This window comes from Altererythrobacter litoralis, assembly GCF_036324225.1.
GTDB classification, from domain to species: domain Bacteria; phylum Pseudomonadota; class Alphaproteobacteria; order Sphingomonadales; family Sphingomonadaceae; genus Erythrobacter; species Erythrobacter litoralis_A.
Genome location: NZ_JAZDQV010000001.1, coordinates 72,050 through 90,263, shown reverse-complemented (window position 1 = coordinate 90,263; position 18,214 = coordinate 72,050). Strand labels below are relative to the sequence as shown.

Annotated in this window: 17 protein-coding genes; 7 read left to right on the top strand and 10 right to left on the bottom strand. The window is 64.1% G+C overall.

Annotated elements, in window-relative coordinates; genetic code table 11:
* Positions 1–34: 34 nt before the first annotated feature.
* The 9 genes from VRS74_RS00460 to dapA all read right to left on the bottom strand — a co-directional run bounded on the left by VRS74_RS00460 (position 35) and on the right by dapA (position 11,104).
* The gene (locus tag VRS74_RS00460; RefSeq protein ID WP_354143267.1) at positions 35–871 is read right to left on the bottom strand and encodes a class I SAM-dependent methyltransferase; all 837 of its coding nucleotides are present in this window, start codon (positions 869–871) and stop codon (positions 35–37) included.
* 201 nt (positions 872–1,072) lie between these two features.
* The gene (gene recA, locus VRS74_RS00455) at positions 1,073–2,137 is read right to left on the bottom strand and encodes a recombinase RecA (RefSeq protein ID WP_354143266.1); all 1,065 of its coding nucleotides are present in this window, start codon (positions 2,135–2,137) and stop codon (positions 1,073–1,075) included.
* A 125-nt stretch (positions 2,138–2,262) separates the two neighbouring features.
* Positions 2,263–3,855: a DUF4139 domain-containing protein gene (locus VRS74_RS00450; RefSeq protein WP_354143265.1), complete on the bottom strand. Its 1,593-nt coding sequence runs from the start codon at positions 3,853–3,855 to the stop codon at positions 2,263–2,265.
* Positions 3,856–3,859: 4 nt separating this feature from the next.
* Positions 3,860–5,374, bottom strand: coding sequence for a DUF4139 domain-containing protein (locus VRS74_RS00445; RefSeq protein WP_354143264.1), 1,515 nt, complete (start codon positions 5,372–5,374; stop codon positions 3,860–3,862).
* A 79-nt stretch (positions 5,375–5,453) separates the two neighbouring features.
* Positions 5,454–7,907 carry a PAS domain-containing sensor histidine kinase gene (locus VRS74_RS00440; RefSeq protein ID WP_354143263.1) on the bottom strand — a complete coding sequence of 818 codons (2,454 nt, stop codon included), beginning with the start codon at positions 7,905–7,907 and terminating at the stop codon, positions 5,454–5,456.
* Positions 7,904–8,491, bottom strand: a complete 588-nt coding sequence (locus VRS74_RS00435; RefSeq protein ID WP_354143262.1) for a DUF2062 domain-containing protein — start codon at positions 8,489–8,491, stop codon at positions 7,904–7,906. The genes VRS74_RS00440 and VRS74_RS00435 overlap by 4 nt, the downstream gene beginning before the upstream one ends.
* Before the next feature lie 144 nt (positions 8,492–8,635).
* Positions 8,636–9,118, bottom strand: coding sequence for an SsrA-binding protein SmpB (gene smpB, locus VRS74_RS00430; RefSeq protein ID WP_354143261.1), 483 nt, complete (start codon positions 9,116–9,118; stop codon positions 8,636–8,638).
* A gap of 61 nt (positions 9,119–9,179) precedes the next feature.
* The gene (locus VRS74_RS00425) at positions 9,180–10,202 is read right to left on the bottom strand and encodes a TIGR00341 family protein (RefSeq protein ID WP_354143260.1); all 1,023 of its coding nucleotides are present in this window, start codon (positions 10,200–10,202) and stop codon (positions 9,180–9,182) included.
* A 20-nt stretch (positions 10,203–10,222) separates the two neighbouring features.
* The gene (gene dapA / locus VRS74_RS00420) at positions 10,223–11,104 is read right to left on the bottom strand and encodes a 4-hydroxy-tetrahydrodipicolinate synthase (protein WP_354143548.1); all 882 of its coding nucleotides are present in this window, start codon (positions 11,102–11,104) and stop codon (positions 10,223–10,225) included.
* A 104-nt stretch (positions 11,105–11,208) separates the two neighbouring features.
* Between dapA and VRS74_RS00415 the strand changes: the two genes are divergently transcribed.
* The 7 genes from VRS74_RS00415 (at position 11,209) to VRS74_RS00385 (ending at position 17,246) form a co-directional block, all read left to right on the top strand.
* A complete protein-coding gene (locus tag VRS74_RS00415; protein WP_354143259.1) occupies positions 11,209–13,188 on the top strand; it encodes a lytic transglycosylase domain-containing protein in 1,980 nt (659 codons plus the stop codon).
* A 9-nt stretch (positions 13,189–13,197) separates the two neighbouring features.
* Complete coding sequence (gene greB / locus VRS74_RS00410; protein ID WP_354143258.1) at positions 13,198–13,677, top strand: transcription elongation factor GreB; 480 nt, start codon at positions 13,198–13,200, stop codon at positions 13,675–13,677.
* Entirely contained in the window at positions 13,670–14,200 is a 531-nt protein-coding gene (locus VRS74_RS00405; RefSeq protein ID WP_354143257.1) for a hypothetical protein, read from the top strand. Before greB ends, VRS74_RS00405 begins: the two co-directional genes overlap by 8 nt.
* Positions 14,201–14,236: 36 nt before the next feature.
* Positions 14,237–15,478, top strand: coding sequence for a dual-specificity RNA methyltransferase RlmN (rlmN, locus tag VRS74_RS00400; RefSeq protein ID WP_354143256.1), 1,242 nt, complete (start codon positions 14,237–14,239; stop codon positions 15,476–15,478).
* A complete protein-coding gene (locus VRS74_RS00395; protein ID WP_354143255.1) occupies positions 15,475–16,071 on the top strand; it encodes a class I SAM-dependent methyltransferase in 597 nt (198 codons plus the stop codon). Before rlmN ends, VRS74_RS00395 begins: the two co-directional genes overlap by 4 nt.
* Entirely contained in the window at positions 16,068–16,721 is a 654-nt protein-coding gene (locus tag VRS74_RS00390; RefSeq protein ID WP_354143254.1) for an MOSC domain-containing protein, read from the top strand. The genes VRS74_RS00395 and VRS74_RS00390 overlap by 4 nt, the downstream gene beginning before the upstream one ends.
* A gap of 135 nt (positions 16,722–16,856) precedes the next feature.
* Positions 16,857–17,246, top strand: coding sequence for a glycine zipper 2TM domain-containing protein (locus VRS74_RS00385; protein WP_354143253.1), 390 nt, complete (start codon positions 16,857–16,859; stop codon positions 17,244–17,246).
* 64 nt (positions 17,247–17,310) lie between these two features.
* Here VRS74_RS00385 and VRS74_RS00380 read toward each other — a convergent pair whose 3' ends face one another.
* A complete protein-coding gene (locus tag VRS74_RS00380) occupies positions 17,311–18,156 on the bottom strand; it encodes a PhzF family phenazine biosynthesis protein (RefSeq protein WP_354143252.1) in 846 nt (281 codons plus the stop codon).
* Between the last annotated feature and the right edge of the window lie 58 nt (positions 18,157–18,214).

The following is an 18,214-nucleotide window of genomic DNA, read 5'->3' as shown; positions in this document are numbered from 1 at the left end:
CTTAGCTGCGCCTGCGGCAAGGCGTTATCGCCGCCTAATTGTGCGTTGCGGAAACGATCCAGACGCCTGCGCCAAGGCTGACGATACCGTCCTTCAGATTGCGCCCCGCGAGTTCGGCCAGTTTGCCCTGAACTTCAGCGCGCGCCGCATCGTCCATTCCCGCCAGCGCGCGGGCTGCCGGGCCGATCCGGCTGAAATAGCTGACGGCGTCTGCAATCGGATCGTCACCCGCACCCGCGATCATGGCAAAGTCGAACGGCTCGAAGCGGATATCGCGCCAACCTGCATCGGAAAGTACGCTTTCTACCCGCGCATTGTCGGCAAAGGCAAAGGGCCCGGGTGCATGAGGATCGGGCGGCGGAGTACCGGGTTCTGCGGGAATGAGCCGACCGGCTTCGCCGAAGAAGGGATTCTCCGAAACCTCGCGGAAGCAGGAGAACAGCATCTGCGCGCCGCTGGCCGTGGCCGCACGCAGGTTGGCAAATGCCGCAACCGGATCGGGGAAGAACATCACCCCATGGCGCGACATGAGCAGGTCGGGCCGGGCACCGGCATCAGGCTGCCATGCAGCCGCATCGGCAAGTTCAAAGCTCAAATTCGGCGCATTGCCGGCTCGTTCACGCGCCACTTCGATCAAATCGGGCGAAACGTCGACCCCGATTACATCGGCGGCGGGCCGTTGCCTTGCCACCTTGAGGGAAAGTTCCCCCGCACCGCACCCGACATCGAGTGCATGGGTGAACTCCAGTGCAAGGATTCGTCGTTCGAGCTCGGCAGTGAGATGCGAGAAGCTACGATCAGTCCGCTGCCATTCGTGCGCCCAGGATTTCCCCACGCGCCCCTGCCATTCCTGCGCATCCATTCCCGCCATGTCGACTTCCACTCCATTGCTTTGACGCCGCCCGGACCTTGCCGGTGCCGCCGCGCGAGCCATGCGCGCTGGCATGGCGGAATGCAACATATGGTGCAGACAGCGAAAAGCCGGCGCAGCCTTTCAAGGGGGAGAGGCGCACGCCGGCTTTCCGGGTTTCCGGGCGCCAGTCCGAAAGGACCGCCTGCGCCCGCTTGAGGGTCAGTCTTCTGGGTCCGCGTCCGGGCCCGTCATCATCTCCTCGGCGACCTTGTCGGTTTGGCTGCGAATGGCAGCTTCCAACTTGTCGCAAAGCTCGGGATTGTCCTTGAGGTATTGCTTGGCATTCTCGCGGCCCTGGCCGATCCGGATACTGTCATAGGAGAACCAGCTACCGGACTTCTCGACCAGCCCTGCCTTGACGCCCAGGTCGAGGATCTCACCAATCTTCGAAATGCCTTCGCCATACATGATGTCGAATTCGACCTGCTTGAACGGCGGGGCGACCTTGTTCTTGACCACTTTCACGCGAGTGGTGTTGCCCACGATGTCATCGCGGTCCTTGATCTGGCCGGTGCGGCGGATGTCGAGCCGGACCGAAGCGTAGAACTTGAGCGCATTGCCGCCGGTCGTGGTTTCGGGGTTACCGTACATCACGCCAATCTTCATGCGCAGCTGGTTGATGAAGATCACCATGCACTTCGAACGGCTGATCGAACCGGTCAGCTTGCGCAGCGACTGCGACATCAGGCGGGCCTGCAGGCCGACATGGCTGTCACCCATCTCGCCTTCGATTTCGGCCCGCGGCACCAGCGCGGCCACCGAGTCCACCACCAGCACGTCGATTGCATTCGAGCGCACGAGCGTGTCGGTGATTTCGAGCGCCTGTTCGCCCGTATCGGGCTGCGACACGATCAGCTCGTCGATATCGACTCCGAGTTTCTTCGCGTAAACCGGGTCAAGCGCGTGTTCGGCATCGACGAAGGCAGCAGTGCCGCCGGCCTTCTGCGCTTCAGCGATGACATGCAGCGCCAGCGTGGTCTTGCCCGAACTTTCGGGGCCATAGACTTCGATCACGCGGCCCTTGGGCAGGCCGCCGATACCCAGCGCAATGTCGAGGCCGAGCGAGCCGGTCGAAATCGATTCGACATTCATCGCTTCCTTCGAGCCCAGCTTCATCGCCGAGCCCTTGCCAAAGGCCCGGTCAATCTGGGCAAGCGCGGCTTCGAGCGCCTTCTGACGATCCACGGATGACTCCTTTTCAACCAGTTTCAGATTCGTCGCCATCGCATGGCCTCCCTTGCTTGCCTAGGGCCGTTAGCCGGTTATCGACTGCCCTGTTGGGAGGTTATGTATCTGCTTTGTTCCATAAGAACAAGTGGGGAACGAAATTTTTCCTACAAGCCCGATTTTCAGTCGTTGTGGCGGATCCAGAAGCGCTGTTCGGCCGCCTCGCCCGGCTTCACCTTCACTACAATCACCTGTCCGCCATCCTTCAGTTCGAGCCCACGCACCGGGCGCACCTGCCAATCCAAGGCCGACCCGATCTCAAGCCGGACAGTGGCGCTTTCGCTGCCTGCATTGGTCAGCACCGCGCGCATTTCCTGCCAGTCCGACTTCTGCGCACCTGCCTTCTCGATGGCACCGGTCAATCCGCATTGTGCAAACACCTTGGTGCTCGCACCCAGCCCGAACTCGACCTCCTGCCCCACGGCATAGTCGCGGATGCCGTCTTCGCCGATAAGGAGATCGCCGTAGGATGACGGCTCGAACACGGTCACCCCGCCACGCGGCAGCGAAACGCCCAGCCCGTTCCTACTCTCGTTGTCGGTACGGAAGAAGAGGCGCGCGGGCCCGAATGCCTCATCCGGCTCCAGCGGGCGATAGAGCGCGCAATCGGCTTTATAGATGAACTCACCGCGCACCTCGTCCCTGGCGAGGAAGGCGACCTGCTTCAGCCCCTTGGCATTCACCGTAATCGGTTCGGGCACTCGGAACAGCTTGAGGTCGCCAAGGTTCTCTTCGCCGGCAAGCACCGCAACCGGCGAGGCCGCTTCGAAGCTTTCCCGCTGCATGCGCGCGCCGGTGACGGTGATCATGTCTGCCATGGCCGGTGGCATGGGCGGCGGCGCGGGATAGGGTTCGGGATAGGTCCCCGTCGCGGTGCTGCCGATCGGCCAGCATTCGAGCCGCAACGGCTCGCCGCGCGGCGGCGCGGCCAGTTGCTCGAAATCGCTCTCGACATTGAGCGTGCCCGCCACCACCAGCAATTCGGCATTCTCGAAGCTCTGGCCATTGTCATTCACCAGCGTCAGCCAGCTGAGCATGCGCATCTGCTTGCGCCCCTTGGCGCCGCCCTCGGCAAGCGTCGCGACGTAGTGCGCCTGCCAGTCGAAGCCCCATGCAAGATAGGTCAGCCGCACCTGATAGGTGCCGCCTGTGGCATCGCTGGTGTCGATACTGAACACCGGCTGCGACGAGAGCCCCGGCGGCACGCCATCGAAACTCAGGCGTTCGGGCAGGCCCGCGCAACGCACCGCTTCATAGCCTTGCGAGGTCTGCAGCACGATGCCGCCATCTGCACGGGTCCGCACAATGGCGCGCTCGCTTTGCTCCGTCCCGGTTGCAGGGTTGGTGCGCGTAATGGTGACGCGATTGCCAAGCGTGCCGTCGACCAGCGCCGCCGGAGAGAGCAACGCGGCATTGCGGTTCTTCTCGATTTTCCCGCCCGGCAGGCCGGTCACGATCGCCGACACGGCGATCATGCCTTCCGCCACCCCGGTGAAGCGGATGGTCGATTCGCCCGGCGGCAAGGTAACGGTCCGCGTCTCGCTGATCATGGCGAACCCGCGCGGGTCGTTACGGTCGAAGGCCCCGCCATCGGGGTCGCGATAGATCGTGACGGCGACCTGCTGCGGCGCCGAAGCGTCGACCGCTTCGCGCGCAGCCAGCGGCGCGCCGAGCAGAGCCAGCAAAGCGGTCAGAACGGCGCGAAGCCGAAGCATCGGATCAATACCGGGTTGCGTAGCTGACGCGCACCACGCGCTCGCCATTGGCGGGCACAGTGATCACATATTTGCGCTTGTCGGCATTGAGCTGTTCGCCCGGCAAATCCTCGCTGAGGATACGATAGTCGCGGCTCCACCAGCCCCGGTCGAGCCCCGCCTGCACCAGTTCGACCTCGACCTGCGAGGATTTCGCATTGGTCAGCGTATAGCGCATGGTGGTGACCCAATATTCGGACTTGTTGACCCGTTGCGTCGTGCCGGTCACTGCCTGCCCATCGGGCAGCTTGACCGTGAAGCGTTCGAAATCTTCCCATTGCCGTTCGGTGATCCGGTCGCGGTTCAAGACTTCGGATTTCACGAAGATGTCGAAGGCATCGCCGGTGCGCAGCGTCAATTCGCTACCCATCGGGGTATGGTCAATGCCGCTTTCGCCGATGAACTGCGGGCTGCCCTGCCGGTCGCGCTGGTAGAACCGCACCGTTCCTGCAGGCAAGGCATCGCCCAGCCCGCCCGATTTCGATGAACTGAAAGCGATCTGGCTGCTGACGTTCTGCGGCTGGTCGTAATTCGCCAGCCAGCCGACCGTGTGGCCATAGACCTTGCGCGCAGCAACGCCCTGCACATCGAGGAAGCTCACCTGCTTGGTCTGCGCATTGGCGATCGTGGTGCGCGCGGCGATCGGATAGAGATAGAAATCGCCCACCTGTTCGCGGTTTGCGCTTTCGGTGCCCGGCCTCACCTGCGGCGTGCCTCGCGGCACAGGGCGATAGGGGTAGCCATTATATTGCTGCTGGCTTGTCGCCGGGTTGCCCGCCACCAGCAGCGTATCGGCGTTGTTGAAAGTGGTGCCGGTGTTGTTGGTCAGCGTGACCCAGCCCTGCATATCGATGGTGCCGCGCGCCTCATCGAACAGCGCGACATAATCCGCATTCCAGCCCAGCCCTGGCGTGAGGTAGCGGATCGAGGCCGGCCGCACGCCCGCCCGCTGGCTTTGCACATTGACCGACAGCGTGGGCCGCGCGCGCAAGTTTGGCGGAACCCCGTCAAACACGACACGCACCGGCAAACCGTCATCGCGGAGGACCTCGATACGGTCGCCTATCTGGATCACCACGCCCCCTGCCGTGGAGAGTACCTTGGCGCGTTCGCGCGTCTCGACCCCGGTGGCGGGATTGGTGCGGATCAGCGTTACGGTCTGACCGATCGCCTTTTCCATCATCTTCTGGGGTGTGAGCAGGTCGAAATCGAAATTCTGTTCGACGATCGCGGCGCCACTGGCAGCGAAGCTCAGCGTTTCAGGACGGATACGGGCCGACACATCGGGAAATTCGATGCGGCTGCGCCCGGCTGCAATGGCGATCTGCCGCACGTCCTGCACCAGCGCCAAGTCGTTATTGTAGATGGTGACCGAGACGTCGCCCTGCGCGCTGTCGCCGGATTGCGAAAGGACCGCTGTGCTCGTCGCCAGCAGGCCGCCCGCAAGCAAGGCCCGCTTCCACTTGCGCAAATTCGCCATGATTTCCTCCTCCCGGCTTACCAAGTCACTGTTTCACCATACGAAGGTGAACGAATGCTGGCCGGCGAGGAAAACCGGGCTAGCGCTTGGCCAATCCGCGCATGATCCCGGCCACCTTGTCGCTGATGTCCTGCACGCTGAAGGGCTTCGCCAGGAAGTGCATCTTGGGAATGTCGATATCCTTGCGCAGCTGCTCTTCGGCATAGCCCGACATGAACAGCACCGGCAATTCAGGATGCGACTGGCGGATTGCGCGCGCCATCGCCGGGCCATCCATGCCGGGCATCACCACGTCGCTCACGACCAGGTCGAACTCACCCCCGGCAGTGATCGCGGAAAGGCCCTCTTCGCCATCGCTGCAGGCGGTGACGACATAGCCTGCGCGGCTGAGCGCGCGTTCGGCCACAGCCCGCACCATGTCTTCATCCTCGACCAGCAGGATCCGGCCGCCGCCCGACCATTCGCTAGCTTCCTGCTCGACCGGCGCCTGCGGAGCCTGCGGCACGGCGCCATGATGCGCGGGCAGATAGACCGAGAAGCGCGCGCCGATCACGCGGCCGCCCGTGCCCTTCACATTGTCCGCGAACAGGAAGCCGCCCGATTGCTTGACGATACCATAGGCGGTTGAAAGGCCCAGCCCGGTGCCCTTGCCCTGCTCCTTCGTGGTGAAGAAAGGCTCGAACAGCTTGGGCATGACCTGCGGCGGGATTCCGCCGCCGGTGTCCTCCACAATCAGCACTGTATAGTCGGCCGCAGGCAGGATCTCCGAGCCCATCTGCTCGACCTGCCGCATGTTGATGCGGCGCGTGGTGAGCGTGATCTGTCCGGCACCGCCACGGTGCGACTGGATCGCATCGCGCGCGTTGACCGCCAAATTCATGATCACCTGTTCGAGCTGCTGCGGGTCGGCCCGCACCGGGCTAAGGTCGCGATCATGCTTGACCTTGTATTCGATCTTCTCGCCCAGCAGCCGCTTGATGAGCGGAGCCACTTCGCTGACCACATCAGGCAACTGGATGATTTCCGGCCGGAGCGTCTGCTGCCGCGAGAAAGCGAGCAATTGCCGAGTCAGCGATGCCGCGCGGTTCGAATTGTTCCGGATCTGCTGGATATCGTCATAATCGCTGTCGCCCGGGGTGTGGCGGAGCAGCATGAGGTCGCACGTGCCGATGATCGCGGTCAGCACATTGTTGAAGTCATGCGCGACGCCGCCCGCGAGCTGCCCCACCGCCTGCATCTTGGTCGCTTGCGCCACCTGCCGCCGCAGCTGGGCCTCCTGGGTCGAATCCGCCAGGCTCAACAGCACAGCTGCCTCGCCTAGCCCGCGCACTCCGGCGAGCCCCAGCGACACCGTGTCATCGGGCGCGCTGGCCAGCCGGATCGCCATATTGCCGCTGGTGGCGGGGCCGCGCCCGTGGCGACGGACGGCGTCCGACAGCGCCGCCTTGTCTTCGCGCACGACGAGGTCGGTCGGGAATGCAGGCAGCCCACGCTCTTCGCGCTCGACCGCGCGCAGGAAAGCATCGTTCGAGAACAGGAAGCGCCCGTCGCGGTCAGTCATGGCAAGGCCCAGCGGCAATTGCCCCAGCAGCGATTCGAGTTGCGCCACCCCTTGTGAGGATGCTTCCCAGCCTGCGCCGATCCCGACGCCGCTGTCGACCAGCAGCATCAGCGATTGTGCATCTTCGGGCCCTGTCGTGGCTGGGCTATCCGGATCGTCGAGCGGAACATGGATCAGCGTTTGCGGCGTACCGGTGCGGCCTTCGCGTGCGAAGAAAATCCGGTCGCGATCGTCCGAGCGCAGGAAAGAGACGAAGTCCTGCCCGGCAAGGGTGGAATTGGGATCGCCCACCGCACGCTCGGCAAAGCCCGCGCTGGCGCTCTTGATCATGCCGTCCGGCCCGGTAATCGCCGCTTCGATGCCGGCACGCGCAAGCATGCGCCCGAACGGCCCCGTCACATCATAGCTGACCAGCGGATCGGCGATCTTCGGCTCGATCTTGTGGAAGCGCCAGATCAGGTGGTCGTCGCCTCGCCCGGCCCGTTCCGCGCTGACAGTCCAGTGCTGTTGCCCGCCCTCGCTTTCAAGCCGCTCGGTCTTGGCGAAGCCATCGCGCCACGCGCGCCGGACGAGCCGCACCAGTTCTTCCAGTCCGGCACGTTCGAGCGGCAGATTGGGCGGAGCCGTGTCAGCGCCGAACCATTCGGCATAGGCGGAATTGGCGCAGGTGAGCCGGTTGGCGCGATCGGTGATCGCCACGGCTTCGCCCGCCTGCTCGATTGCCGCCACGGTCACCGACCAGTCGGGCGCCGCAAGCTGGTCAGTCTCTGGCCGTTCCTGCAGGCGCTGGAAAGCCAACCCGCCCGCGAGCAGCACGACCAGCCCCAGCGCATAGGCCAGCACTACCAGCACTTCGCCGGTCGCAAGCCAGAGCACGCCGGTGCTGGCGAGCAAAGCCACTGCAATGCCGCCGAACAATCTGGTCGATTCGCTTATCGCCCCACCCTGCAGCAGTCCCCCAGCCGGTTTCATCCGTGGTGTGCCCCCAGCCGCTGGTCGAGCCGCGCTTCCATCTTGCGCAACCGTTGCGCCCTGCGGCGCGAGACGATGACCCGCCACACCGCACCGGATACGACATAGCCCAGCGCCGAAGTCACGATCGCCAGCACCACGAAGCCGAAGGCGGTGACTCCGGCCAGCTCGAACAGTTCGAACAGCCAGGTGAACCGGCCGCTTTCAATGCTTTGGTTCGCGACGCCAACAGTCACCGCGTCGACCTTGAGCGTGAAGGCGCCGACCTTGTTGCCCACCACCAGCCAGAACGGCAGGGTGAAGGGATTGGTCACGAAGGTGACTGCGGCAGCCAAGGGCATGTTGGCGCGCATCGGCAAGGCCAGGAATGCCGCGAGAAAAATCTGCCCGATCGGCACGATAAACGCGGCAAACAGGCCAAGCGCAACGCCGCGCGGCACCGAACGGCGCGTGAAGCGCCACAACTCGGGCGACAGGAAACGATGCGCGATCGGCGCCAGATAGCGGTTGCGCGCCATTTCCTCACGCTTCGGGAAAAATCCGCGCAGTTTGTCAGCCAGCCAGGTTTTCGATCGTGTCGCCATGTCTTTTCCGCCGCCGCCTTGCTCCTCAACCCGTCGATCCGCAAGGGGGACTAAGGGCTATTTCGGCGAAGCGGTTGTTCCGGTCGATATGGGTATCAGGATTTCCCTGACAATATGGTGAATCGCAGGCCTAAAAACGTCCGATCAGCCGCGATCGCGCATCAGCCGCGCCTTGTCGCGCTTCCAGTCGCGATCCTTGATCGACTGGCGCTTGTCATGCGCCTGCTTACCCTTGGCCAGCGCCAGTTCCACCTTCGCGCGCCCCGTGCGGTTGAAATAGATCGACAGCGGAACCAGCGTCATCCCCTTGCGCTCGACCGCGCCGAACAGCTTTTCGATCTCACGTTCATGCAGCAGCAGCTTGCGCGGACGCCGCGGCTCATGGTTGAGCCGGTTGCCGTGGCTGTACTCGGGAATATTGGCGTTGATCAGCCAAACCTGGCCATCGCGCACTTCGGCATAGCTTTCCGCGATCGAGGCCTCACCCGCGCGCAGCGCCTTCACTTCAGTGCCCTGCAGCGCCAGCCCGGCCTCGAACTTGTCCTCGATCGAATAGTCGAAGCGCGCGCGCCGGTTCTCGGCGACAACTTTCAGCTTGTCGAAGGTTTCGGGCTTGGGACGGGCCATAGTGGCGCGCCATGTAGGGGGATGCAGCCGGTTTGGGAAGCTCCGTCGGGCGACTATGCGATCAGCGTGCCCAGCCCAGCACGTCGAAAGCGAACGGGCCGAGGAGCAGCGAAGCCAATGCCAGCAGCAAGGCCAGCCAGATCAGCAATATCCCGGCCGTCATGCGCCAACTCTTGGGCGGGAGCCCTTGCATCAGGAATGTTCCGATCCCGACCACGTTCACACTCACAAGGTTGATCGCAAATAGGTGTATCGCGCCAGCCGCGCGGCCGAAATCCGCCAGGGCAAGGAAAACCCCGCAGGCGGCCAGCGGCGGAACCAGCGCCACTGCGATCATCACCCCCACCAGCGAGAGCGATCCGCCCCGGCTGAATGCCAGCACGCCGGCCATGCCGCATGCCAGCGCCAGCACGACGTCTGCGGCGTTCACCACGGTGCGATTGGAGAGCTCCGCGATCTCCGGATGAATCGTGGCGAGACTTCCCACCAATGCGCCCGCGCCAATCGCCAGCAAGGCACCGATTCCCAGCGTTCCCGCAGCCCTTGCCCCAAGCCGCCCGTCACCGAGCGTCGCCGCCAGCGCGAGCGCCATTGTAGGCCCGAGCAGCGGTGCAATGACCATCGCCCCAATCACCACTGCGGTCTGGCCACTGTTCATTCCCAGCGCCGCGATCAAGGCGGAGAGGACGACTGTCAGAAGGTAGTTCGGCTGGACCCGAAGGCTGTCATCGAGGTCCTCATAGAGTTCGTCCGTGCTAAGCCGGTCACGGCTGAACCAGCGTTCCAGCGCATTCGGCGGCGGTGCGTCTTCGACCGGCAGCGCTGATGCGGCATCTTCGGCCACGGCAGGGATCGAGGCCGCAATGTCGGACACAATCACCATCAATGACGGATTGCCAATGAAGGTCTTTTCGACGTCTTCGATCAGCCGCTCGGTGTAGCGGCGCTGGACAAGGCAGGTCAGCTTCTCGATCTCGCCGGGGACGCTTTCGCGCCAGAAACGCCGGCAATGCCGCGCCACCACCTGTTCAAGCCGGGCGATCTCGCTTTCGGAAAGGAAGATTTCAATCCGTTGCGCCGACAATCGCCCGTCCCTTCAGGCAGCTAGACCAAACCCGCCAGTACCAGCGCTTCGTCGACAGCCTTCTTCGATGCATCGCTGCACTCGACCAGCGGCAGGCGCACGCCCGGTTCGATCCACTCATGCACGCGCGATAGCGCATATTTGACCGGCGCCGGGCTGGCGTCGCTGAACATGGCATAATGCAGTGGGTAAAGCAGGTCGTTGAGGCGGCGCGCTTCGACCAGGTCGTTGGCGGCACAGGCCGCCTGGAACTCGGCGCACAGCGCCGGAGCAACGTTTGCCGTGACCGAGATGCAGCCCCTGCCGCCCGCGGTATTGTGCGGCAGCCACAACTCGTCGTCTCCGCACAGCTGGACGAACTGCTTGCCGATTCCCTTGCGGTGGTCGGTCACCCGCGACAGATCCCCGCTGGCGTCCTTGATCGCCACGAAGCGGTCAGGATAGCGATTGACCAGATCGATCACCGTTTCGGGCAGGATATCGGTCACGGTCCGCCCCGGAACGTTATAAAGAACGATCGGCAAATCGCTGTTTTCGGCAAGAAAACTGAAATGCGCGATCAGGCCCGCCTGGCTCGGGCGATTGTAATAGGGGGCAACGCAAAGCCCCGCCGCGGCCCCTGCCTTGCGGGAGAAATTCATATGCAGCAGCGCGTTGCGCGTGTCGTTCGAGCCGCAACCGGCAATCACCGGCACCCTTCCGGCTGCCTGTTCGATGCACACTTCGATCACGCGATGGTGTTCGGCATTCGAGAGCGTCGAAGCCTCGCCGGTCGTGCCGCATGGAACCACTGCAGCGCTGCCTTGTTCGATTTGCCAGTCCACCAGCTTGCGAAACGCTGCCTCGTCGAACACTCCGTCGCGAAAAGGAGTCACCAGGGCCGGAATGGAGCCACTAAACATTGATTTCATACCTTTCTCGATGGCATTCTATCACGCGAGGGGAAAACCGATACGTCGTGGGCTTCATGCGCTGTTCACGGCCTGATAAGGAGCGGGCAGGCAATATGTCCAGCATGCATAATTTCCCCGGCAACAAATATGTCTTTGGCGGCCTTTTTCTCGCCACAGCGGGCCTCGCGCTGGGCGCGCCCGCGGCCACGCGCGATGCCGCAGCGTGGGACATGGCGCGGGTGCAAATGGTGGCGCAGCAACCGACCAACATCTCGCTTGCGATCAGCCGCTGGGAAGAACTTACCCGTAACGACCGGCTCGGTTTCGCAGACTATTCGGGCTTCCTGCTGGCCTATCCCGATTTCCCGCGCGACGGGCGCCTGCGGACGCTGGCGGAAAACTCGCTCGATCGCGAAGCACCCTCGTCCGATGCGCTGGTCGCCTTCTTCGACCAGCACCCGCCGCTCACCAATACGGGCCGCGCCCGGTATGCGCTGGCGCTTGCGGCCTTGCAGCGGCCCGAAGCGGGCGAAGTCGCTCGCGCCGCGTGGCGCTCAGGCCCGATGAGCGAAACCTCCGAAGCCTATCTGCTGGGCCGCTATGCCGGTATCTTCACGCAGGAAGACAACGACGCAAGGATGGAATCGCTGCTGTGGGAAGGCGCAGCCGACGCGGCCGAGCGGCACATGCTGATGACTTCGCTCGGCAAGCGTGACCTGTTCACCAAGCGACTGGCGTTGCTGCGCGACCATCTGCCCGAGGACGAAGGGATTGCCATCCCGCGCGCCGCGCTCGACCAGCCCGGCGTGGTCTACAATCTCGTGCGCTATTACCGCAAGAAACAGCAATTGCCGCAGGCGATTTCGATCCTCACCAGCCGCCCGAAATTCACATCCCTGCCGCATGACCCGGCCGATTTGGTCAATGAAATGCTGATCGCGGCGAAGGGCACGAGCGCTCGCAATGCCGTGACGATCGCCGCTTCGGTCGACGATCTGTTCGCGCCCGACGAGGACGTCAGCGACGGCTCCTTCGCTCTGCGCGACAAATATACCGATCTGATGTGGCTCGGCGGCACGGAAGCGCTGTGGAAGCTGGGCGACGGTGCAGCGGCCGCTCCGCTATTCTATCGTTATGGCGCAGCGGCCAAGACCCCGCTGACGCGCGCCAAGGGTTTCTATTGGGCAGGCCGCGCCGCGCGGCAGGTCGGCAATACGAACGACGCCAACCGTTATTTCGACATGGCGGCGCAATATGCCGACCAGTATTACGGCCAATTGGCGTTGGGAGCTTTGGGTCGCCCGATGCCGTCCTTCGCCGCGCTGCCCACTGCCGAACCGAGCGCCGAGCAGCGCGCAGCCTTTAACGAACAGCCGCTGATCAAGGCGCTCCGCGCGATCGCGTCTGCACGGCGCGACTGGCGCACCGAGCGCGCCTTCTTCGAAGCAATCGCGCAGCGCGCCGATACGCCAGAGGAACTCACGCTCCTATCCGGGCTTGCATCCGAATTGCGGCTCGAGGAATTCGCCGTCGTCGCCGGTGCAACCGCGCCCGAGCACGGGCTTTCCGGTTTCGAGCGGCTCGGACACCCGACTGTGCAGGTGCCCCTCACTGCGGACTGGACCATGTCGCATGCGATCATGCGGCAGGAAAGCGAGTTCGACCAGCACCGCGTCAGCCATGCTGGCGCGCGCGGGATGATGCAGCTGATGCCCGGTACGGCGCAGGAACAGGCGGGCAAGATGGGCATGAACTATCTGTCGGCCGACCTCACCGCCGACACGCAGTACAATATCAGCCTGGGCGATGCCTATTTCCGCCGCCTGCTCGACTATTATGGCGGTGCCTACCCGCTTGCCATCGGCGCCTATAATGCCGGGCCGGGCCGCGTGAACCAGTGGCTCCGCGCCAATGGCGATCCGCGCACCGGGGAGATCGACTATGTCACCTGGATCGAGAAGGTCCCGGCCAATTTCGAGACCCGCTATTACATCATGCGCGTGCTGGGCAATGCGGTCGCCTATGACAATATGCATCCGGAACGCGCGCCGGGCGGCAAGCCGCGTACCATTTCAGATTTCCTCCGCCGCTAGGCCGCATTCATGGCGCAGACTGGCGATCCGATCTCCCCGGCAGGGATGGCCGCGCTCAAGGCGCGTTACGACCATCTGCTTGGCACCGAACGGCCAGAAATCGTCGAGATCGTCAGCTGGGCGGCGGGTAATGGCGACCGCAGCGAGAACGGCGACTACCTCTACGGTCGCAAGCGCATGCGTGAGATCGACCGCGAACTGGCGCATCTCGCGCGGCGGATGAAGGCGCTGCGCGTTGTCGATCCGCGCGAACAGCCGGACAAGGCGCGGGTCTTCTTCGGTGCGACCGTTACGCTCGCCGATGATGACGATGACGAGCGGCGCGTGACCATTGTCGGCGATGACGAGCAGGATGCCGGCGCCGGTCGGATCGGTTGGAACTCGCCGATGGCTCGCGCGCTGCGTGGCGCATCATTGGGGGATTTGCGCACCGTCAGGCTTCCCTCTGGCAGCAAGGAATGGGAAGTTATAGCGATAAGCTATGACTAGCCGCTCCCGCCCTTCCCTGCTGATCCTCGCTTGCGCCATGGTGCTGGCTGCGCCGCTCGCCGCCAAGGACAGCCTCGGCGTGTTTTCCGGCTGGGCCGCCTTCCGCGATGCGCAAGTGCCGCGCTGCTATGCGATCGCCAAGCCAGAGCCGACCGGCCCCCAGGCCATGCGCGCCCGCGACTACGAACCCTATGCCAGCGTCGCGACCTGGCCCACGCGGCAGATCAGGGGCCAGCTCCACTTCCGCCTCTCGCGCGAATTGGTGCAGGGCGCACGGATCTCGCTGCGCCTCGGCGGGCTCAGCTTCGCCCTCACCGGCGGCGGCGGCGATGCTTGGGCAGTCGATCCGGCGATGGATGCCGCGATCATCGCCGCGATGCGCTCTGCCGACAGCATGACCGTCAGTTCGCTCGCGAAGACGGGCCGCCGTTTCTCCGATCGCTACCTGCTGGCGGGAGCGGCTACTGCAATGGACGCCTCCACCGTTGGATGCGCCCCGGCGGCGCTGCGCGGCAAGCGCTAGCCAAACCCTCGCCTGCGCACTATATGCGCGCGCTCCATGGCCGATACCGCTCTCATGCCGATCCCCGGACAGGTGGATCCCGTTCCCGTCGCGCGTGACATCACGCCGCGCGCCGATGGCCGTATTGACCTGATCGGCCTGCCCAAGGAACGTATTCGCACGTTGTTCGAGGAAGCCGGGCTCGAGCCGAAGCAGGCCAAGCTGCGCGCCAAGCAGGTGTTCCACTGGCTATACCATCGCGGCGTCACCGCCTTCGACGCGATGACCGACATCGCCAAGACCATGCGCCCCTGGCTGGAGGAACGCTTCGTCATCGGCCGACCGGAAGTGGTCGAAGCGCAGCATTCGGTCGACGGCACCCGCAAATGGCTACTGCGCACCGCCGACGGGCACGATTTCGAGATGGTCTTCATCCCCGATGCGGATCGCGGCACGTTGTGCGTTTCCTCGCAGGTCGGGTGCACGCTCAATTGCCGCTTCTGCCACACCGGCACGATGAAGCTGGTGCGCAACCTCACGCCGGGCGAGATCGTGGGCCAGGTCATGCTGGCGCGCGACGCGCTGGGCGAATGGCCCAAGGGAAGCATGGCTGGCCTCGAAGATGACGAGGACAGCGCGCATTACACCGCCGACGGGCGTCTGCTGACCAATATCGTGATGATGGGCATGGGCGAACCGCTCTACAATTTCGACAATGTCCGCGATGCGTTGCGGCTGGTGATGGATGGCGACGGTCTGGCGCTGTCGAAGCGCCGCATCACGCTTTCGACCAGCGGCGTCGTGCCGATGATGGAAAAGTGCGGTGAGGAAATCGGCGTGAACCTGGCGGTGTCGCTCCACGCGGTGACCAAGGAAATCCGCGACGAGATCGTGCCGATCAACAAGAAATACGGCATTGAGGAACTGCTCTCGGCATGCGCCGCCTACCCCGGCGCGTCGAATGCTCGGCGGATCACATTCGAATATGTGATGCTCAAGGACAAGAACGACACTGACGAGCACGCGCGCGAGCTGGTCCGGCTGATCCGCGAGTACAAGCTGCCCGCCAAGGTGAACCTGATCCCGTTCAACCCCTGGCCCGGCGCGGTCTACGAATGCTCAACGCCCGAACGGATCAGGCGCTTCTCAGACATCGTGTTCGAAGCGGGGATCAGCGCACCGGTGCGCACGCCGCGCGGCCGCGACATCGATGCGGCCTGCGGCCAGCTCAAAACGGCAGCCGAGAAGAAGAGCCGCGCCGAGCGGGATCGCGAAGCGGCCGCTACTGTCGCCGAATGAGCGATCCGGCGACCCTCGCCTTCTACGAGAAACGCGCGCCGCACTACACCTTGAGCTTTGGGCAGGCGCCCAGCCGCCATCTCGACGGTTTTCTCGACCGCCTGCCCGCAGGAGCAACCATCCTCGAACTCGGCTGCGGCGGCGGGCGTGACAGCGCGCGCATCATCGAGCGCGGGTTTGCGCTCGACGCGACCGATGGCGTGGCGGCTATGGTCCGCAAGGCCAATGAGCGCTTCGATGTCGGCGCACGCCAGATGCGCTTCGACGAACTCGATGCCGAGAATAGCTGCGATGCCGTGTGGGCACATGCATGCCTGCTCCACGTAGCGCGCGCGGACTTGCCCGAAGTGCTTCGCAGAATCCACCGCGCTCTGCGCCCCGGCGGCTGGCACTTCGCCAATTACAAACTGGGTGCTGGCGAAGGGCGCGACCTGCTGGGCCGGTTGCACAATTTCGCGCCTTCTGACTGGCTGCTCGACCGCTATCGCGATGCAGGATTTGCCATCGTGGAGACCGAGGAATATCCCGGCATGGCGGCGGATGGCACACAACGCGACTGGCTGGCGCTGACCGCACGGAAAGGTTTCGCATGAAAACCACGGTAGAAGCGCTTTGCGTGGGCCAGCCAAAGCCGTTCCGCGACGGTGAATTGAGCGCCTTTGCCAAGGATCCGGTCGATGGGCCGGTCCGGATTACGCGCGAAGGCCTCAGCGGAGACGCACAGGCCGATCGCAAGCATCATGGCGGCGAGCACATGGCGCTGCACCTCTATCCGCTCGATCACCACGCCTTCTGGCACGAGGCATTGAGCGGACATGAACTGCTCGACCTTCACGGGGCATTCGGCAGCAATGTTTCCGCCCGCGATATCGACGAAGGATCGGTCTGGCTCGGCGATCGCTTCCGGCTGGGCCGCGCACTGATCGAGATCAGCCAGCCGCGCATGCCGTGCTGGAAGATTGAACATCGCTTCGGCGTTCCGGGAATGGTCAAGACGATCCTGCGAACTGGGCGCAGCGGCTGGTATTTCCGCGTTATCGAGGAAGGAACGGCGCAGGCCGGCGACGCGTTGGAGCGCATCGAGACGGGTCGCACGCCGTGGACGATTTCCGAAATCTTCTCCGAAATCGCCAACCCCGCCGCGCCTTCGACCCGCGAGCGCCTTTCGGAAATGGCTCTCTGCGAACTGCTTTCTCCGTCATGGCGTGGCGCCGCCGAGAGAGCCTTAAGCAACCTCAGATGAATTCCGGCGATTCGTCCCGCTTTCTGCCTCGATTCACCGCATAATTTCCGTTTACCTTGCCCGTTCAGGTGGCGTTGTGGTCCAATGAACGAAATCGATGTCGGTGTCCGTAAGAACAACGGAAAGGTTCGGATAATGAGGAAAATCGCACTCGCATTTGCCGCTGCAACCGTGGCGGTTACCGGTCTTGGGACAGCTGCTCCGGCTGCGGCTGACCCGCCGCCATGGGCCCCCGCACACGGCAAGCGCGCCAAGGATCGCGCGGCAATCTATGATTCACGGGGTTATTACATCGAGCCGCGTCGCATCACGCGCAACAGCTATATCTGGCGCGGCAAGGACGGACGTTATTACTGCAAGCGCGACAATGGCACGACCGGCCTGATCATCGGAGCAGGCGTGGGTGCACTAGCGGGCCATGAACTCGCCGGGCGCGGCGACAAGACGCTGGGCGCGCTGCTCGGCGCAGCAGTCGGTGGCGTTCTGGGCCGCGCGATCGACCGCGGCGATTTGCAGTGCCGCTGACCTGAGGCCCAAGAGGCAAGTCCAGGGCGCGTCCGCATTGCACGGGCGCGCCCTTTCTCATGGTTCAGGCAAAAGCGGTGAGATCGCCTGCTTGCGACACCGTGGCACAGCGCCCGCCAATCCAGACATCGCCCGCTGCATCCTGCTGGCAGTAAACCAGTCCGTCGGCGCCGGTCTTGCGCCCCTGCGCGGCGCGATAGCTGCCGCTGGCCAACCCCGTTTGGAAGAGATGCATCGCAACCCCGGCGTTGAAACTGCCGGTTACGGGATCTTCGACGAAGCGCCCGATCGCATTCGCGAAGAACGCTCGGATCTCCCAATCGATATCTCCTCCGGCGGGACAGGGCCCGGCCAGCCCGATATCGGTGCCGGGCGCTGCCTTGGCCGCGGGCTCTGCGGCAAGGACATCGTCAGCCGAACGCAGGCGAAGGAGCTGCCACTTGGGCCCATTGGCGACGTGCACGGCCTCGACCACCGCCGCCGGGTCGACGCCCGCCAGGGCAATCGCCTCGGCCCGCTCTGCGTCGTTCAACGGTTCGTTGCGCGTGAACGGCGGAGCGCAAAAAGCCAGCCGATCGGCTTTCTGCCGCACCTCGACCAGCCCCACGCCACATTCCTGCACCACCTTTCCGGCGATCTTGGGAGTGCCGCCAGCGGCCAGCCATGCGTGGCACGTGCCGAGCGTGGGATGCCCGGCGAAGGGCAGTTCGCCGGCCGGATAGAAGATGCGGACACGATAGTCTGCAGCCGGATCGGTCGGGGGCAGCAGGAAGGTCGTTTCCGAAAAGCCCAGCCAGCGCGTCAGCGCCAGCATCTGGGATGCGTCGAGGCCGTCGGCGCCATGCACCACCGCCAGCGGGTTGCCGCTCAAGGGGCCTGAACCGAATACGTCGACAAGTTCGAGTTTCATTGCAATTCTCCATCCCCTCGCCGGTGGGCCGCTATCAGCCCAATCTAGCCAAGCCAGC

What these genes read in the sequence shown, in the direction of transcription:
- VRS74_RS00460 (WP_354143267.1), bottom strand. Translation starts at nt 871, where the DNA reads ATGGCGGGAATGGATGCGCAGGAATGGCAGGGGCGCGTGGGGAAATCC.
- recA (WP_354143266.1), bottom strand. Translation starts at nt 2,137, where the DNA reads ATGGCGACGAATCTGAAACTGGTTGAAAAGGAGTCATCCGTGGATCGT.
- VRS74_RS00450 (WP_354143265.1), bottom strand. Translation starts at nt 3,855, where the DNA reads ATGCTTCGGCTTCGCGCCGTTCTGACCGCTTTGCTGGCTCTGCTCGGC.
- VRS74_RS00445 (WP_354143264.1), bottom strand. Translation starts at nt 5,374, where the DNA reads ATGGCGAATTTGCGCAAGTGGAAGCGGGCCTTGCTTGCGGGCGGCCTG.
- VRS74_RS00440 (WP_354143263.1), bottom strand. Translation starts at nt 7,907, where the DNA reads ATGAAACCGGCTGGGGGACTGCTGCAGGGTGGGGCGATAAGCGAATCG.
- VRS74_RS00435 (WP_354143262.1), bottom strand. Translation starts at nt 8,491, where the DNA reads ATGGCGACACGATCGAAAACCTGGCTGGCTGACAAACTGCGCGGATTT.
- smpB (WP_354143261.1), bottom strand. Translation starts at nt 9,118, where the DNA reads ATGGCCCGTCCCAAGCCCGAAACCTTCGACAAGCTGAAAGTTGTCGCC.
- dapA (WP_354143548.1), bottom strand. Translation starts at nt 11,104, where the DNA reads ATGTTTAGTGGCTCCATTCCGGCCCTGGTGACTCCTTTTCGCGACGGA.
- VRS74_RS00415 (WP_354143259.1), top strand. Translation starts at nt 11,209, where the DNA reads ATGTCCAGCATGCATAATTTCCCCGGCAACAAATATGTCTTTGGCGGC.
- greB (WP_354143258.1), top strand. Translation starts at nt 13,198, where the DNA reads ATGGCGCAGACTGGCGATCCGATCTCCCCGGCAGGGATGGCCGCGCTC.
- VRS74_RS00405 (WP_354143257.1), top strand. Translation starts at nt 13,670, where the DNA reads ATGACTAGCCGCTCCCGCCCTTCCCTGCTGATCCTCGCTTGCGCCATG.
- rlmN (WP_354143256.1), top strand. Translation starts at nt 14,237, where the DNA reads ATGGCCGATACCGCTCTCATGCCGATCCCCGGACAGGTGGATCCCGTT.
- VRS74_RS00395 (WP_354143255.1), top strand. Translation starts at nt 15,475, where the DNA reads ATGAGCGATCCGGCGACCCTCGCCTTCTACGAGAAACGCGCGCCGCAC.
- VRS74_RS00390 (WP_354143254.1), top strand. Translation starts at nt 16,068, where the DNA reads ATGAAAACCACGGTAGAAGCGCTTTGCGTGGGCCAGCCAAAGCCGTTC.
- VRS74_RS00385 (WP_354143253.1), top strand. Translation starts at nt 16,857, where the DNA reads ATGAGGAAAATCGCACTCGCATTTGCCGCTGCAACCGTGGCGGTTACC.
- VRS74_RS00380 (WP_354143252.1), bottom strand. Translation starts at nt 18,156, where the DNA reads ATGAAACTCGAACTTGTCGACGTATTCGGTTCAGGCCCCTTGAGCGGC.